Source organism: Enterobacter sp. RHBSTW-00901, from assembly GCF_014103115.1.
Classification (GTDB): Bacteria; Pseudomonadota; Gammaproteobacteria; order Enterobacterales; family Enterobacteriaceae; genus Enterobacter; species Enterobacter cloacae_P.
Genome location: NZ_JABXPB010000001.1, coordinates 3,354,362 through 3,371,407, shown reverse-complemented (window position 1 = coordinate 3,371,407; position 17,046 = coordinate 3,354,362). Strand labels below are relative to the sequence as shown.

At 54.9% G+C, this 17,046-nt stretch carries 13 protein-coding genes; 7 read left to right on the top strand and 6 right to left on the bottom strand.

Features of this window, described 5'->3' with window-relative positions; translation table 11 throughout:
- Positions 1-3,777 (bottom strand): autotransporter assembly complex protein TamB, encoded by a 3,777-nt coding sequence (gene tamB / locus HV318_RS16255; protein WP_182273523.1) that lies wholly within the window; start codon positions 3,775-3,777, stop codon positions 1-3.
- Positions 3,774-5,507, bottom strand: coding sequence for an autotransporter assembly complex protein TamA (tamA, locus tag HV318_RS16250; protein WP_182273522.1), 1,734 nt, complete (start codon positions 5,505-5,507; stop codon positions 3,774-3,776). The genes tamB and tamA overlap by 4 nt, the downstream gene beginning before the upstream one ends.
- A 224-nt stretch (positions 5,508-5,731) precedes the next feature.
- On the opposite strand from tamA, the gene msrA reads away from it, so the two are divergent.
- Positions 5,732-6,373, top strand: a complete 642-nt coding sequence (gene msrA / locus HV318_RS16245; protein WP_182273521.1) for a peptide-methionine (S)-S-oxide reductase MsrA — start codon at positions 5,732-5,734, stop codon at positions 6,371-6,373.
- Positions 6,374-6,585: 212 nt separating this feature from the next.
- Positions 6,586-7,923, top strand: a complete 1,338-nt coding sequence (gene paeA, locus HV318_RS16240) for a polyamine export protein PaeA (RefSeq protein ID WP_182273520.1) — start codon at positions 6,586-6,588, stop codon at positions 7,921-7,923.
- A gap of 74 nt (positions 7,924-7,997) precedes the next feature.
- On the opposite strand, the gene ytfK is transcribed toward paeA, so the two are convergent.
- Positions 7,998-8,204: a stringent response modulator YtfK gene (gene ytfK / locus HV318_RS16235; RefSeq protein WP_182273519.1), complete on the bottom strand. Its 207-nt coding sequence runs from the start codon at positions 8,202-8,204 to the stop codon at positions 7,998-8,000.
- A gap of 324 nt (positions 8,205-8,528) precedes the next feature.
- Here ytfK and HV318_RS16230 point away from each other — a divergent pair, with 324 nt between their 5' ends.
- Positions 8,529-9,086, top strand: a complete 558-nt coding sequence (locus HV318_RS16230) for a YtfJ family protein (RefSeq protein ID WP_182273518.1) — start codon at positions 8,529-8,531, stop codon at positions 9,084-9,086.
- Here HV318_RS16230 and cysQ read toward each other — a convergent pair.
- On the bottom strand, positions 9,080-9,820 hold the full coding sequence (gene cysQ, locus HV318_RS16225) for a 3'(2'),5'-bisphosphate nucleotidase CysQ (RefSeq protein ID WP_182273517.1): 741 nt from the start codon (positions 9,818-9,820) through the stop codon (positions 9,080-9,082). The genes HV318_RS16230 and cysQ overlap by 7 nt on opposite strands.
- 190 nt (positions 9,821-10,010) lie before the next feature.
- On the opposite strand from cysQ, the gene HV318_RS16220 reads away from it, so the two are divergent.
- Complete coding sequence (locus HV318_RS16220; RefSeq protein WP_182273516.1) at positions 10,011-11,954, top strand: bifunctional 2',3'-cyclic-nucleotide 2'-phosphodiesterase/3'-nucleotidase; 1,944 nt, start codon at positions 10,011-10,013, stop codon at positions 11,952-11,954.
- A gap of 63 nt (positions 11,955-12,017) precedes the next feature.
- Here HV318_RS16220 and HV318_RS16215 read toward each other — a convergent pair whose 3' ends face one another.
- The gene (locus HV318_RS16215; RefSeq protein ID WP_182273515.1) at positions 12,018-12,404 is read right to left on the bottom strand and encodes a winged helix-turn-helix transcriptional regulator; all 387 of its coding nucleotides are present in this window, start codon (positions 12,402-12,404) and stop codon (positions 12,018-12,020) included.
- Positions 12,405-12,488: 84 nt separating this feature from the next.
- On the opposite strand from HV318_RS16215, the gene HV318_RS16210 reads away from it, so the two are divergent.
- The 3 genes from HV318_RS16210 (at position 12,489) to HV318_RS16200 (ending at position 15,284) form a co-directional block, all read left to right on the top strand.
- On the top strand, positions 12,489-13,337 hold the full coding sequence (locus HV318_RS16210) for an SDR family oxidoreductase (RefSeq protein WP_182273514.1): 849 nt from the start codon (positions 12,489-12,491) through the stop codon (positions 13,335-13,337).
- Between the two features lie 81 nt (positions 13,338-13,418).
- Complete coding sequence (locus HV318_RS16205) at positions 13,419-14,243, top strand: AraC family transcriptional regulator (protein WP_182273513.1); 825 nt, start codon at positions 13,419-13,421, stop codon at positions 14,241-14,243.
- 75 nt (positions 14,244-14,318) lie between these two features.
- Entirely contained in the window at positions 14,319-15,284 is a 966-nt protein-coding gene (locus HV318_RS16200; RefSeq protein ID WP_182273512.1) for a DMT family transporter, read from the top strand.
- A gap of 39 nt (positions 15,285-15,323) precedes the next feature.
- On the opposite strand, the gene HV318_RS16195 is transcribed toward HV318_RS16200, so the two are convergent.
- Complete coding sequence (locus tag HV318_RS16195) at positions 15,324-16,973, bottom strand: methyl-accepting chemotaxis protein (protein ID WP_182273511.1); 1,650 nt, start codon at positions 16,971-16,973, stop codon at positions 15,324-15,326.
- Positions 16,974-17,046: the final 73 nt, after the last annotated feature.

Genomic DNA, 17,046 nt, shown 5'->3' with positions numbered 1-17,046 from the left:
CTAAAACTCAAACTGATAGAGCAGATCAAGTGCCTGGTCTACGCCGGACACTGCTTCCAGATATAGCTTAGGCATCAGGCGATAGCGTAACGTGAGTGTTGCCAGTGAGTCAAAGATCCCCACACCGTATTTTACCTGCAGACCCGGCAGTACATAGCCGCTGACCACCACCTGCGAGGAGTCACCCACGCCCTGGGTGTCCAGCGCCAGATTACTTACGCCGAACGTCTCACCGATTTTACCCACAACCTGACCACTTTGTGCAACCCCCAGCCCCACTAACATTGACGTCATCGCCGCACTGTCGTTTTGACCGCTATCCAGACCCTGCCCACGCAGCAGGTAAGAGAGGGCTTCCTGTTGCGACATTGCCGGGTCAGAGAAAATCTCGGCTTTCGGTTCATCGGCAGAACCGGTGACGCGCACGCCAGCAATCACGTCGTTTTCCGTGGCCTCAGGATTACGAATCGCTTCGATATTCAGCAGCGGTTGATCCGGCGGTCCGGAGAACAGCAGTATACCTTTACGCACAATCAAATCCTGACCGTAGGCATGGAAACGCCCTTCAGGAATATTGATTTGCCCGTTAAGACCTAATCCCTGCTTATCCTGCGCGACGTTCAGATCGCCAGTCAGTTTCGCCTTCAGCCCAAACGCATCCAAACGCACGTTATTCCCCACGTGCACGATAAGATTACTATTGATCGGTATGCCAGCGCTCTTCTGTTCGACAGGTTTCAGATTATCATTGAGCATAACTTCATCGCTTGAGACACCCACTGCGCTTTCCGGCACGTCGTGAACCACAATTCGCGCCCACGGCACGTCCACGCGTCCATCCAGTGTGAAGAGGCTCGGTGTTGCTTCAAAGACAATATCCGGCGACACGTCCAGGCGCACCATTGGCGGTACGGTGATCCGCACCTTACTGCCTTTTGCTGCAATGCGAGCGCGCCAGTTATCGAGCTGGCTCCAGTCTGCATCACCGCTCAGGTTGATTTGCCCCTGCTGCGTTCGCACCACACCGGCGATAGTCGAGCGCATGCCGTTGAAGTTCATCGCTATCTGGCTTGGCTGCATATCAAACGGCATAAAGTTACCGTCAATATCCACGCCGTTTAGCTGCATCTGACCAAACAGCTGCGGGCTTTGCGCATTGCCCGCCAGACGCAGGTTTGCACTGAGCATCCCCGCCGCTTTTTCTCCGCGAGAGAAAATCGGGTTCACCATCGCCAGGTTGAAATTGCGGATATTGACGTTACCGCCCAGATTGCGTCGCCCTTGCGGATCGGTAATCTGCACCTGCCCGTCAAACTGACCGTTGTTGGTCAGGCGGATAAGCCATCCCAGCTCTGCGCGGTTGTTATGCAGATCGGCACTCAGGTTGAGGGTATCGAACGCCACCGGCAACGGTGCGCTGTTTACCTCCTGTGTCACCTTCACGTTACGGCCAGAGAGCGTAACGCTACCCTGCGGCAGCCCCTCTTTGGTGGTGTCCCAGACCACGTCAGCTTTACCGCTGAAGACGCCGCTGGCCTGCGTGGTTTCCGGCATAAACGGCTTCAGCATCGCCAGGTCGAAACGATTGAGGTTGATCTGCGCACGCCCCTCCGCACCGGCATCGATGGTTTGCGGCACGCACAGCTCAGCGTTCGGGTTGGTCCAGCAATGTGGCCCGATGCTGATTTTCTGCTCAGCGTTACGATAGTCCAGCGCAATGGCACGCGACAGCGCCAGTGGCCCGACAGGGGTGTTAAAGCGGGTGTTATCCAGCGTCCCTTTCCAGCGTTCTTCCTTACGGTCAAAACTGCCCGCCAGATGGAGTTGCCCGGAAACGGGTTCGCCCTGCACGCGCAGCTGGAGGTCATGCTGCTTCTCGTTACCTTTCGCCTCAAGCGTCACCAGATTGATATTCACATCCGGCTGGGCAATGCGCTCTACGCGCAGGTTCAGGTTGCCGCCGATCTGATCGGTAGACTTCACATCCCCTTCCACGCGCACACGGGCAACAGACAGTTCCTGCCAGCGCAGATTACTGGCCGTGATATCTGCCAGCAGCTGCGGCGCATCTACCGTGCCACGCACCTTCACTAACCCCTTCGCCGTGCCGCCAAGCCCTGGCAGGGCGTTATCCAGATTCGGTGCATCGATGGTGGCATCCAGATTGAGATCCTTCACCCCCAGCTCGCCTTTGATATCCGCCGTGTTACGCCCCAGAGCCACATGCAAGCCCGGGATCACCCACTGCAGGTAGCTATTGCCCTTCAGCGAACCTTCCACGTTAACCTTGTTCTGCTTCACGTTACCGGTGAGCTTAATTTCCGGCACATCCATCTGCCACGAGCCACCGTACAGGCTGCCGCGCGTTTTGATCAGGCCATCAAGTTTAGACGGCCAGTCCGGTACCTCTTTCCCCGTGTTGATGCCCGTCAGCTTCAGCTCGCCGTGCCAGCTGATCGCCTGCTGCCAGTCGAGTAAAGCGGTCAGTTCCGTTTTCCCTTCCAGCGCCGCAACGGTCAGTTTGTCGAGATTAACCTGCTGTTCGTTACCCTTTGCATCCAGCGTGATAGTCGCTGGCGGCACGCCCTGCCCCTTCACTGCCGTGCGGAACGACAGCGTGTAATCGGTCATCTTGCCACTCAGCTTCAGCTTCAGGTCGTTGGCCTGGAACTGTTTTTCGCCGGTGAATGGCCAGTAAAGCTGCTGGCTGACAATATCGAGATTGAGAGGCAACCCGGCTTCCGCCAGCTGTGCCTGCGCCCGCAAGACCATATCTACCGGGCCGGAGAGGTTCACGCCAACATCCAGTTTGTCGCGCAGCGCACCGCCGACTTTTACCTTCACTTTCTCGCCCTTCAACGGGTCGATGTTGAGCGCACTGTTCAGCGTGATATCCACCGGCCAGTTATCGCGCAGTAGCGCATGACCAGACGCATTGACGGAGCCCTGGCTGGTATCAACATCCAGCGCGTCGAGCTTCATATTGCCGTCAATGCTGCTGACTTTAAGCAGCAGGTTATAGACCGTCAGATCGGTATCACCGGTCAGACGCAGCTGCTCACCCTTAAACTCTTCGATATTGAGGTTCAGCGGCAGATGAACATCCGTCATCTCCGGTAAAACAGGTTTCGAGAAGAGATCTTTCAGCGTTTCACCCAGCGGTTTTTCTTCCGGCTGCGGGTTCTGGATCTTCGGCTCGACGATCTTCTCCTGAGTCACCTGCGCCACTTTCGGCAGCGCAATCAATAGCCCCTGCAGGGAGGTTGGCGTCAGAGTCAGGTTCTTCTCCTCCCAGCGCAGGCCGGAGGTGAAATTCATCACCGACACGGTGGTGTCGTCTATGTTGATATTGACGTTATCCAGCGCCACGCGATAGAGCGCAATCGGGTACGGCGTGGAGAGGTTCAGTGGGCCGCTGTCCTCTTCTTCAACCGGTGCTGATTTCGGCATTTTTTTCGAATCAATCGCCACATTCACATCTTTTAGCGACAGATCGTTCACACACAGCTTGCTGTCCCGCAGGCAGCCCAGCTTGACCGCCAGGTGGAATTCCCCCGCGTTGACCGCTACGCCTGGTTGCGCATAACGAACATTCTTCAGACGCAGATCGCGCCAGCCGCCTGTCACCTGGCCAATTTCCAGCCCCGGAACCCAGCGGTTTGCCGCGTTAAACACCAGATGCAGGCCGGTTGTCGTACCGACCAGAAACGCCACCGTGCCGAGCAGCAGCACGTTAAAAATCAACACCCCGAGGCTTATCTTCTTCCATAAACTCATAATTCAGGCCCCAGACCGATGTAAAACTGTAAACCGTGTTCCTTTTTGTCTCCCACCGGAACGGCGAAGTCGAGCTTGATTGGCCCAACGGGAGACTGCCAGCGCACGCCAACGCCTGCGCCGGTTTTAAAATCGTTTGTACGGATGTCGTTCACCGCCTCACCACCATCGACAAACATCGCGCCCCACCATTTCCCGCTGACGTTGTACTGATATTCCAGCGAGCCGGTCGCCAGCTTTGATGCCCCGGTCAGCTGACCTTTATCGTTTTCTGGCGAAATGGATTTGTACTTGTAGCCGCGAATACTGCGGTCGCCACCGGCGAAGAAACGCAGATCGGGCGGAACTTTGTCGAAGTCCCCGGTTTCAATCCAGCCGAGGTTCCCGCGTACCACGAAGCGGTGTTTATCGTACAGCGTGCGGATCCAGACGTTTTGCGCCTGCACGACCGCGAAGTCGACGTCAGAACCCCACATCGTACTGGAGTAATCAACAGAATAACGCTGGGAGTCGCCCCAGGTGGGCATCAGGCCGCCGCGTGAACGGGTGCGGCTGATCATCACGCCCGGATACAGCAGCATGGTCGTGTTGGTAACGTTAGCCTGGGTAAAGTGGTCAAGGCTCCAGCGCAGGTTGATAGCGCGCTGCCAGCCGCTGGAAAGATCCCAGTAACGCGAAACGGCGAGCGTGGTGGAATCCGCCCGGGTATCGTTCAGGTCGGTACGCTTAAAGCCGCCCTGAACGAGGTAATATTGCTCCAGCGGATTTTTCAGCAACGGCATTTTGTAGCTGAAATCGAGCTGTTGTTCCGGTGCGGAGATACTGGCACTGGTGGTCAGGCTATGGCCCCAGGAGTTCATCCACGGTTTTTTCCACGTCGCCTTCACGCGCGGACCGACGTCAGTCGAATAACCGAGCCCTGTCTCAACGGTGTTCTCTGTGCGCGGCGAAACCACGCCGTGCAGCGGCAACACTTTCGTTTTACGTGATTTATCAAACTCTGGCGCGACAACAACGGAGTTAAACCACCCGGTTGCCGACAGACGACGGTTTAGTTCTGCCAGGTCTTTTGATTGGTAGTAGTCCCCCTTCCTGAAGGGGATCAGGTTTTGCAGGTATTCATCACGAATTTGCGAGCCTTCGAACGTCACGTCACCAAAGCGATAGCGTTCACCGCTGTCGTAGTCGATATCCCAGAAGGCCTGGTGTCTGTCCAGCGCAATACCCAGCTGGCTTTTGTTGAACTGGCTGTCGAAGTAGCCCTTACGCAGCGACACGCTCGTCAGCTCTTTTTTGAAATCGTCGTAGTCACCGTGATTAAGCACGGTACCGATTTTAGGCCGCGTGCTGAGCAATTCCAGGTAATCCCGGTCTGTACGTGCGCCACCGCGTAACACAACATCAGTACCGCCAATCAGTACCGGTTCGCCCGGCGAGACGCGGGCAATCAAAACCTGTCGCCCCTTCTTTGGCGGCGGGCGAAGATCAAAATCAATGGTGGGTTCGTAATACCCCAGAGCCTTCAGCCCTTCGCGGATCGCATCATCCACGCGCGCACGAAAACGCCGGTCCGGCGTCACTTCGTCACTCTGGATCGTCGACAGCTGTGCACGCACGTTTTTTTCCAGCGCTCCGGATAACCCCTCTACCTGCAAACGAACATTCGCCGCGCTGGCGACTCCGCTTGTCAGTAATAAACTGACTAAACATAACTGGCGGATCTTTGGCACGTTTTCTCCTGAATATCCTTGTTTCCACCCCTGGAAGCAAATGAAGTGCCGCTCCGCGGTCCTCTACGGCTTATCAGCCCAAAACCCAATTCATGGGTTGAAAAAGGGTGTAATACCCAAATATTTCTTATGATTAAATCTAGACTCATTTAGCGTATTTATTGTGTTCAATTAAACGCTTCGTGACAACCTTAACCGAAACATCGCTACCCGGAGGCCCCACCGTGAGTTTATTCGACAAAAAGCATCTTGTTTCTCAGGCCGATGCATTACCGGGACGGAATACCCCAATGCCTGTGGCGACCTTGCATGCTGTAAACGGTCATTCCATGACAAATGTCCCGGAAGGAATGGAAATCGCCCTGTTTGCGATGGGCTGCTTCTGGGGCGTCGAACGTCTCTACTGGCAGCTACCCGGCGTTTACAGCACCGCTGCGGGCTACACCGGAGGTTACACGCCAAACCCAACCTACCGTGAAGTGTGCTCCGGCGAAACCGGTCATGCCGAAGCGGTGCGCGTGGTGTATGACCCAGCCGTGACAGGCTACGAGCAATTGCTGCAGGTCTTCTGGGAAAATCACGACCCGGCGCAGGGTATGCGTCAGGGTAATGATCACGGCACCCAGTATCGCTCTGCGATTTACCCGCTCACACCAGAGCAGGAAACGGCGGCGCGCGCCAGCCTGGAGCGCTTCCAGAGCGCAATGCACACCGCCGGTGACGATCGTCAGGTCACGACGGAAATTACCGCTGCGAAACCGTTCTACTATGCCGAAGACGACCACCAGCAGTACCTGCATAAAAACCCGTATGGCTACTGTGGCATTGGTGGTATCGGCGTGTGTCTGCCACCACAACTTGCATAAGGATCGCTCAGACCGGGCAGCGACGGAGGTTACCTGGTCTGAAAATCACCATTTTTTAGCCAAAAACGTGACCTCTGGCGGGTTTACATACCTTTACGCTATACTACCCGCTGAAATAATCAGCTCAACGCTACGAGCTGGTGTTCAATAGTGTTTTCACACAAACGTGACTAACTTCCCTTCCGAGGATCTGGCGAGAAGCCGGATAAACTATGTTAAACAGTATTTTAGTAATACTTTGTCTTATTGCCGTCAGTGCATTTTTCTCGATATCGGAGATCTCGCTGGCCGCCTCCCGTAAAATCAAACTAAAACTGCTTGCCGATGAAGGCAACATCAATGCCTCACGCATTCTGAAAATGCAGGAGAACCCGGGTACGTTCTTTACCGTGGTGCAAATTGGCCTGAACGCTGTCGCCATTCTGGGTGGTATCGTGGGTGACGCTGCGTTTTCCCCGGCCTTCCACAGCCTCTTTATTCAGTACATGTCCGCAGAACTTGCAGAACAACTCAGCTTTATTCTCTCCTTCTCGCTGGTGACAGGTATGTTCATTCTGATCGCCGACCTGACTCCGAAACGCATCGGTATGATTGCGCCAGAAGCTGTGGCTTTGCGTATCATCAACCCGATGCGCTTCTGTCTGTTCGTGTTCCGCCCGCTGGTGTGGTTCTTCAACGGCCTGGCCAACATGATTTTCCGCATCTTTAAGCTGCCAATGGTGCGTAAAGATGACATCACTTCCGACGACATTTATGCCGTGGTGGAAGCCGGGGCGCTGGCTGGCGTACTGCGTAAACAAGAGCATGAGCTGATCGAGAACGTGTTCGAACTGGAATCCCGCACCGTGCCGTCCTCCATGACTGGCCGTGAAAGCGTGATTTGGTTCGATCTGCATGAAGACGAACAGAGCCTGAAGAACAAAGTGGCGGAACATCCGCATTCTAAGTTCCTGGTATGTAACGAAGATATTGACCACATCATCGGTTATGTCGATTCCAAAGATCTGCTGAACCGCGTACTGGCGAACCAGAGCCTGGCGCTCAACAGCGGCGTACAGATCCGCAACACCCTGATTGTGCCAGATACTCTGACGCTCTCTGAAGCGCTGGAAAGTTTCAAAACCGCCGGTGAAGACTTCGCGGTTATCATGAACGAATACGCACTGGTGGTGGGTATCATCACCCTGAACGACGTCATGACCACGCTGATGGGCGACCTGGTCGGCCAGGGTATGGAAGAGCAGATTGTTCAGCGTGACGAAAACTCGTGGCTGATTGATGGCGGTACGCCGATTGATGACGTCATGCGCGTACTGGACATCGACGAATTCCCACAGTCCGGCAACTACGAGACGATCGGTGGTTTTATGATGTTTATGCTGCGTAAAATCCCGAAACGTACCGACTCGGTGAAGTTCTCCGGCTACAAGTTTGAAGTGGTGGATATTGATAACTACCGCATCGACCAGCTGCTGGTGACGCGTATTGATAATAAACCGACCGTGCTGGTACCGAAGCTGTCAGAAGCGGAAGAGAAGGTGTCGGCGTAACGCCCTGCATACCCCTCATACATCAACGGCTCCCATTGGGAGCCGTTTTTTTAAACAACTGCATAGCACGCTGGTTAAGCCATCTCAGTTTGCAGACGCATAACCTGACGGTTGACTTCGGACATCACAGACAAGTGCTGTTTGTCCTTCACTCTTGGGATAAGGATCTTGCCCTTATCGAACTCAAAAGCGCCAACATCCTTGATATACAACCGTCCACGGAACAGGATCTTCACGTACTTCGCCACCTGAAGCGGGTTGTAGCGTTGGAAAATTTTCATTCTTGTATCTCCTGCGAATCATACGCTCTTGCGGTGCCACAATCGGCCCGACTGTCCTGAGCGCAAATTTTAGTGCCCATTGACTATAGATCAGAAAACTATTGGTACCCAGTATGCATAAGTTTATTTACCGTTTTATTACAATTATTCAGAACAATCTTTGCAAACCGTGAGCGGGCGCAGTATAAGCCGTCGTTTTTTCATGGATATGTGCGTTGACCCGCAAACTGGCATTGGGATTGCGGGAAAACCACATTGATCGCACTTATGATTAAAAGCGTAAGACCAAGTGGTCGGATCACCTGCAAACAATAAGGAAACACCATGACCCTACGTAATATCCTGGCAGCAGCATGCCTGCTCCTGCCCCTGTGGGCTTGCGCACACAACTTTGAAAACGGACAACGTGTGCCGCCGGTCGGGATTGCTGACCGGGGAGAACTGATTCTCGACAATGATAAGTTTAGCTACAAACCCTGGAATAGCGCGCAGCTCGCGGGCAAAGTGAGAGTTGTACAACATATTGCCGGACGTACATCAGCAAAAGAGAAAAACGCGAATCTGGTGGAAGCAATCAAGGCCGCAAAATTCCCCCATGACCGTTACCAGACCACCACCATTGTTAACACCGACGATGCCATTCCCGGCTCCGGGATGTTTGTTCGCTCAAGCCTGGAGAGCAATAAACAGCTCTATCCGTGGTCACAGTTTATCGTCGACAGTAACGGCATCGCGCGCAAAGCCTGGCAGCTGGAAGAAGAGAGTTCGGCAATTATCGTGCTGGATAAAGAGGGCCGCGTGCAGTGGGCTAAAGACGGGGCATTGACCCAGGAAGAAGTGCAGCAGGTGATTGCACTGCTGCACAAACTGCTGGCTCAGTAGATAGAAACACGGAAGCCGGGGTTCAGGAATGATTCGCGCGGGGTGTAGTCCAGCGGCTTACCCTGCCAGTCATGAACATGCGCACCGGCAGCCACTGCAACCGCATGGCCTGCCGCTGTATCCCAGACATTCGTAGGCCCAAAGCGTGGGTAAAGCTGCGCATGACCTTCCGCCACCAGGCAGAATTTCAGTGATGAGCCAATCGAGGTAGTCTGGTGTTCACCCAGCTGCTGCAGGTATTCCTGCAGTTCGCTGTCGCTGTGCGAACGGCTGATGACCACCAGCGGTGGACGCGCATCGCGCACCCGAATTTGCTTACGCACGCCGCACTCTTCCTTCCAGGCCTTACCTTCCGCCGCGCTGTACATGACTTTCATCACCGGTGCGTATACCACACCGAGTACCGCTTTCCCCTTTTCAATCAGGGCGATATTCACGGTGAACTCACCGTTGCGCTTGATGAACTCTTTGGTGCCATCCAGCGGGTCTACCAGCCAGTAACGCTGCCAGTGCTGGCGTTCATCCCAGCCCTGCGGTGCCTCTTCTGACAAAACGGGGATTTCTGGCGTCAGGGCCTGCAACCCTTTGAGGATCACACCATGCGCCGCGATATCCGCCGCCGTAACCGGGGAGTCGTCCGCTTTGCTGACAACATCCATTGGTTTTGCACCATCATACACTTGCATGATGGCATCACCCGCATCCCGTGCGAGCTGACAAATCTTATCTAACATTCTCCACCTCTTCGTTAACGCAGTGGGCATAACTTATTGTTTTAGTTATATCGTAATGTGAACAATTCCGCTATCTGTGAAGCAATTCCGGTTTAAACGCACTTTTTTCTGGCAGGATTCACAATTCTGTAAGCAACAAAATATACATACATATTCTTTTGTGGCTTGGATCGAAAAAAGGACTCCTCTGATGATTAAGTTTAGCGCAACGCTCCTGGCGACGCTGATTGCGGCAAGCGTTCAGGCGGCGACGGTAGATCTCCGTATTCTGGAAACCACCGACCTGCACAGCAACATGATGGACTTCGATTACTACAAAGATACCTCGACCGAAAAATTCGGACTGGTACGCACGGCAAGTTTGATCAACGCCGCACGAGGTGAAGTAAAAAACAGTGTCCTGGTCGACAACGGAGATTTAATTCAGGGTAGCCCGCTTGGCGACTATATGGCAGCGAAGGGGCTGAAAAAAGGCGAGATCCATCCGGTGTATAAGGCAATGAACACTCTGGATTATACCGTCGGCAACCTGGGTAACCACGAGTTTAACTACGGACTGAAATACCTTCATGATGCGCTGGCCGGCGCTAAATTCCCCTACGTTAACGCCAATATCATCGATGTTAAGACCCAGAAGCCGTTATTTACCCCTTACCTGATTAAAGAAACTGCCGTCGTCGATAAAGAAGGTAAAAAGCAGACGCTGAAAATCGGCTATATCGGTTTTGTACCGCCACAGATCATAACGTGGGATAAAGCCAACCTCAACGGCAAAGTGACCGTCAACGACATCACCGAAACAGCGCGTAAATACGTGCCGGAGATGCGCAAGAAAGGGGCGGATCTGGTGGTGGTGGTCGCTCACTCCGGGCTTTCCGCCGATCCTTATCAGGCGATGGCTGAAAACTCGGTTTACTACCTGAGCGAAGTCCCGGGCGTCGACGCAATTCTGTTTGGCCACGCTCATGCGGTCTTCCCGGGTAAAGATTTTGCCAGCATCAAAGGTGCAGACATCAAAAAAGGGACATTGAATGGCGTACCGTCCGTGATGCCTGGTATGTGGGGTGACCACCTCGGCGTGGTGGATCTGGTGCTGAATAACGGCGGTGGCAGCTGGAAAGTCACACAATCCACAGCCGAAGCGCGCCCAATTTATGATGCCGCGGCCAAAAAATCACTGGCTGGCGAAGACAAAAAGCTGGTCGACGTGCTGAAGCATGACCATGATGCGACGCGAGAATTCGTCAGCAAGCCGATCGGTAAATCTGCCGACAACATGTACAGCTACCTGGCGCTGGTACAGGATGACCCGACCGTTCAGGTGGTCAACATGGCGCAAAAAGCCTATGCCGAACATTTTGTGCAGGGCGATCCGGATCTGGCAAAACTGCCGGTACTGTCAGCCGCTGCGCCATTCAAAGTAGGCGGGCGTAAGAATGACCCGGCAAGCTATGTTGAAGTCGAAAAAGGCCAGTTGACCTTCCGTAACGCCGCCGACCTCTATCTCTACCCGAACACCCTGGTGGTGGTTAAAGCCACAGGGAAAGAAGTAAAAGAGTGGCTGGAGTGCTCTGCCGGGCAGTTTAATCAGATCGATCCCAACAGCAGCAAACCGCAGTCGTTGATTAACTGGGATGGGTTCCGCACCTACAATTTCGACGTCATCGACGGGGTGAATTATCAGATTGATGTCACTCAGCCCGCGAAGTATGACGGCGAATGTCAGGCCATTAATCCGCAGGCGGAACGCATCAAAAACCTGACCTTTAATGGCAAGGCCATTGACCCGAATGCCACCTTCCTGGTGGTGACCAATAACTACCGCGCCTACGGTGGGAAGTTTGCCGGTACGGGTGATAGCCACATCGCGTTTGCATCACCGGACGAGAACCGCTCGGTGCTGTCAGCATGGATCAGTGCAGAGTCGAAAAAGGCAGGTGAAATTCACCCGGCCGTCGATAACAACTGGCGACTGGCTCCGATCCACAGCAATACGCAGCTGGATATTCGTTTTGAAACCTCACCATCCGATAAAGCAGCCGCATTTATTAAGGATAAAGCCCAGTATCCGATGAGCAAGGTCGCGACCGATGATATCGGGTTTGCGGTTTATCAGGTGGATTTGAGCAAGTAAAAAGCCAAACGGCAATGCCACGTCTGTTCCCTCTCCCTGTGTGAGAGGGCCAGAGTGCGGGAATCAGGCCGCTCGATCGTCGCGGTTCGCCAACACCTGAGGCGTATTCACCTCGATCCAGTCCGCCAGTGCGGCCACTTTCTCGCTCACCTCTGCCCCTAACGGCGTCAGACTATACTCTACGTGCGGCGGTACGACCGGGTACGAAACGCGATCAACAAACCCGTCCTGCTCCAGCGCCTGAAGCGACTGAGCCAACATCTTTTCGCTCACGCCCCCCATCTTGCGGCGCAGGTCACTGAAGCGATGCGTTCCCTGACGTAATGCCACCAGAATCAGCACGCCCCAGCGACTGGTGACATGCTTGAGCACGTCCCGGGAAGGACACTGCTCGGCAAACAGATTTCCGTCGCGCATTTGTTCGCTGAGTGTCGGGATCGTCATTTTCATACTTACCTTTTTGTACGTACTTACTAAAAGTTAGTTAAGGTGATAGTGTGCCACAACACCAGACAAACACGAAGGAGATTCATCATGATCGCGATTACCGGCGCTACCGGTCAGCTTGGCCATCTCGTTATCGAACAACTGCTGAAAACCGTTCCGGCAAACCAGATTGTAGCCATTGTGCGTAATCCGGCGAAAGCCCAGGCATTAAGCCAGCAGGGTATTGTCGTCCGCCAGGCCGATTACACTGACGAAGCGGCTTTCACCACCGCACTGAACGGCGTGGATAAACTGCTGCTGATCTCATCCAGCGAAGTGGGCCAGCGCGCCACACAGCACCAGAATGTGATTAACGCCGCCAGGGCGGCTGGGGTGAAGTTCATCGCCTACACCAGCCTGCTGCATGCGGATAAATCCCCACTGGGGCTGCACGTTGAGCACGTCGCCACCGAAAAAGCGCTAGCGGAATCAGGTATCCCTTATGCCCTGCTGCGCAACGGCTGGTATACCGAAAACTATCTGGCGAGTGCGCCGCCTGCGCTGGAACACGGCGTATTTATCGGTGCCGCCGGTGAAGGCAAAATCGCCTCCGCTACCCGTGCAGATTATGCGGCAGCCGCAGCGAAAGTCATTGCTGAAGAGGGTCACGCGGGCAAAGTTTACGAACTGGCAGGCGACAATGCGTGGACGCTGAGCGAGCTGGCGGCTGAGCTGAGCAAACAGAGCGGGAAACAGGTGGCTTATCAGAATCTGAGCGAAGCGGATTTTGCCGCCGCGCTGAAGAGCGTTGGTTTGCCCGCCGGGCTGGCGGATATGCTGGCGGATTCCGACACGGGGGCGTCGAAAGGTGGTTTGTTTGACGACAGCCATACGCTCAGCAAACTGATCGGCCGCCCAACGACATCACTGAGCGAGAGCGTCAGCGCTATCCTGTAATTGTTACAAACTGGTTATTTTTTGTGGCATCCCCTCGGGTCATCTCTGATAATGAAGCGATGACCCACGAGGAGACTCACCGTGCAAGGCGTACCGGAACAGTTCATTGATGAGAGAGACAGCGCGCGCTTTCGCCACCTGGCGCAATTGCCGGGCCTCGAACTCTATCACGCGCATATCTCAGACTACGCCTTTGAGCCCCACACCCACGAAGCCTTCGGGATCGGCACGATTGAAACCGGTGCCGAGCGCTTTCGCTATCGCGGTACGCAACACCTCGCCTCTGAAAAATCCGTTGTCACCATGAACCCGGACGAGATCCACACGGGGGAATCTGCCACCGAAGGTGGCTGGCGCTACCGGATGGTCTACATCGAACCCGATCTGCTGGAAGAGGTGACCGGCCTTCGCCAGTGGTGGTTTAGCGATGTTACGCGTTACGATCCGCAACGTTCAGTCCAGATTGGCCAGCTGATTTATGGCCTGTGGCATACGGACGACCCGCTGGCGCAAAAAGGGTTATTGCTGGATCTCATTGAGACCTTCCAGCCGCTGGCCCGCCACGCACCGGTGATACAGGAAGGCGCACACCGGTTCGCACGTGTGCGCGAATATCTGCATGACAACTATATGCATTCGCTGACCCTGGACGAGCTGGCGAATGTAGTGTCACTCAGCCCGTACCATTTTCAGCGCCAGTTCAAAGCCCACTTCCATGTTACGCCGCATCAAATGCTGATGGCGATCCGCCTGTGGCGCGCCAAAGCGTTCCTGACGCACGGTATGCCCGCCGCTGAAGTGGCCGCCGCCACCGGATTGACCGATCAGTCGCATTTGACCCGCGCCTTTACCCGCCGTTACGGCATCACCCCTGTGCGTTACCAGAAACAGGTGACCACGCGCTAATGCGCAACCTCATACAATACGGGCGCATGTTCCCCTTCTACACTGAGTGCAAAGTGAATCAATGTGGGTGGAAAAATGGTTAGCGGCGTGTTGTATGCCCTGCTTGCAGGTCTGATGTGGGGGTTAATTTTTGTCGGCCCTCTGATAGTACCAGAGTACCCGGCGGTACTGCAGTCGATGGGACGTTACCTGGCACTGGGGCTGATTGCACTGCCCTTAGCGTGGCTGGGGCGTGCGCGGCTGCGACAGCTCAGCCGCCAGGACTGGTTCGCTGCACTGGCGCTGACCATGATGGGTAACCTCATCTATTACTTCTGTCTGGCGAGTGCCATTCAGCGTACAGGGGCACCGGTTTCTACCATGATTATCGGTACATTACCGGTGGTGATCCCCGTGTTTGCGAACCTGCTCTATAGCCACCGCGATGGCAAACTGGCGTGGTCAAAAATGGTGCCAGCACTGGCATGCATCGCCGTGGGACTGGCGTGTGTGAATATTGCCGAACTGCGCCACGGGCAGACGGATTTCAACCTCTGGCGCTACGGGTCTGGCATCATGCTGGCGTGTGTTTCCGTGGTGTGCTGGGCGTGGTATGCCCTGCGCAACGCTCGCTGGCTGCGGGAAAACCCGGATAAACATCCAATGATGTGGGCGACGGCACAGGCACTGGTCACGCTGCCGGTGTCACTGGTGGGATATGTGGGGGCGTGCATCTGGTTAGGTCAGCAGCAACCAGAATTTACCCTGCCCTTCGGGCCTCGACCGTGGATATTCATCGGCTTAATGGTTGCCATCGCCGTGCTGTGTTCCTGGGTGGGCGCGCTGTGCTGGAATATCGCCAGCCAGAAGCTGCCGACGGTGATCTTAGGGCCGCTGATTGTCTTCGAAACCCTGGCCGGATTACTTTATACCTTCCTGATGCGCCAGAGTGTACCGCCACTCCTCACGGCCTGCGGGATCTTGTTGCTTGTGGCCGGGGTAGTGATTGCGGTGAGAGCGAAGCCGGAAAAACCGAGGGTTGTTCCGGCCTCTGAGGTGTGAGTATTGCCCGGTGGCGGTTACGCCTTACCGGGCAAAGCGTTAGAACGTTTCCCAGTTTGCTTCTGAAGCGGTGACAGCAGGTTGTGCTTTTGGCACATATGTTTTCACCGGAGCCGCTTTTGCTGCCTGGTTGCGGGTAATCTTAAACACCGCCACCGCTTCGTTCAGGCGCGCAGCCTGATCTTCCAGCGCCGCCGCCGCCGCGGCAGATTCTTCCACCAGCGAGGCGTTTTGCTGGGTCACGCGATCCATCTCCGCCACAGCCTGGCCGACCTGATCAATACCGCGACTCTGCTCGTCAGAGGCGGAGGCGATTTCACCCATGATGTCAGTAACACGCGTGACCGCATTGACGATTTCCTCCATCGTCGCCCCGGCTTCATTCACCAGTTGAGAGCCCGCATTCACGCGCTCGCCGGAATCATCGATCAGCGCTTTGATCTCTTTCGCCGCCTGGGCGCTGCGCTGGGCCAGAGTACGAACTTCCCCCGCCACCACCGCAAAGCCGCGACCCTGTTCGCCTGCACGTGCAGCTTCAACCGCCGCGTTCAGCGCCAGGATGTTGGTCTGGAAGGCAATACCGTCGATCACGTTGGTAATTTGGGCAATTTTGCTGGAACTGGTAGCGATTTCATCCATCGTGCGCACCACGCCTTCCACCACATGACCGCCCTTCTTCGCTGTTGAAGAGGCATCCAGCGCAAGGCGGGAGGCCTGACGCGCATTATCGGCGTTTTGCTTCACGGTCGCCGTTAACTGTTCCATGCTGGCGGCGGTTTCTTCCAGAGAGGCTGCCTGCTGTTCAGTACGGGACGACAAATCGTTACTGCCCGCAGAAATTTCCCCCGCACCGGTATAAATGGTATCCGCACCCTCACGCACCACGCCAACCGTGTTCGACAGCGCTTTTTGCATCTCCTGGACGTTATGTGCCAGCAGCGCCATCTCGTTTTTACCACTGGCGTCGATCGGCTGAGTCAGATCACCCGACGCAATGGCACGAATATGGCTGATGACATCCTGCAGCGGCAGCAGCAGAACGCGGCGCATCGCAATCCAGCTGAAAATAATGACGACAATCACCAGAAGCATAACCGCAGAGAGGATCCACAGAATACGCGTGTAGTTGCTCTCATTATCCTGAAGCCCTTTGTCCGTCAGTACAACCTGCGCTTCACGCCATTCACGGTACACGCTCTGCATTGCGTTCTGCTTCTGCTCCGCATTCTGTTTGAACATACCCTCCAGATCGCCCTGTGCCAGTAAAGCGTTCATTTGCGTAAGCGTTGCGGAATAAATGCGGTACTGCTCTTCCAGGCGATTCGTCAGGTTGTCGTCCAGACCCGGGGTATTAGGCAATGCATAGTATTTGTCGTAGTGATTCTGTGCATCTGCCAGCAGCTTTTTTGCGGTAGTCACCAGCTCATTCAGCTGCCCGCCGTTAATCTGGGATGCCATGCTGCTTTGCAGGCGCAGCATGCCGCGGTTCAGGGTGACGCGAGCCTGGTTCAGGCTGATCCATGCATCGGTAAACTCCGCCACGTTTTTGCCCGAAAGCTGCGAGACGGCGAAGTTGTCTTTGTCGTTATTCAGCGCATTAATAAAAATGCCAGCAGAGATCAATTGCATGATGCCAAGCACAAGCAGCACCGAAACCAGAAGAGTAATCACTTTTATACGTTTAAACATGCGTAGCCTTTTATATGCGGGATATTGTCTGACGTGTATCTATCGGCAGGCGCGGCGGGTTGTTTACTGCTTA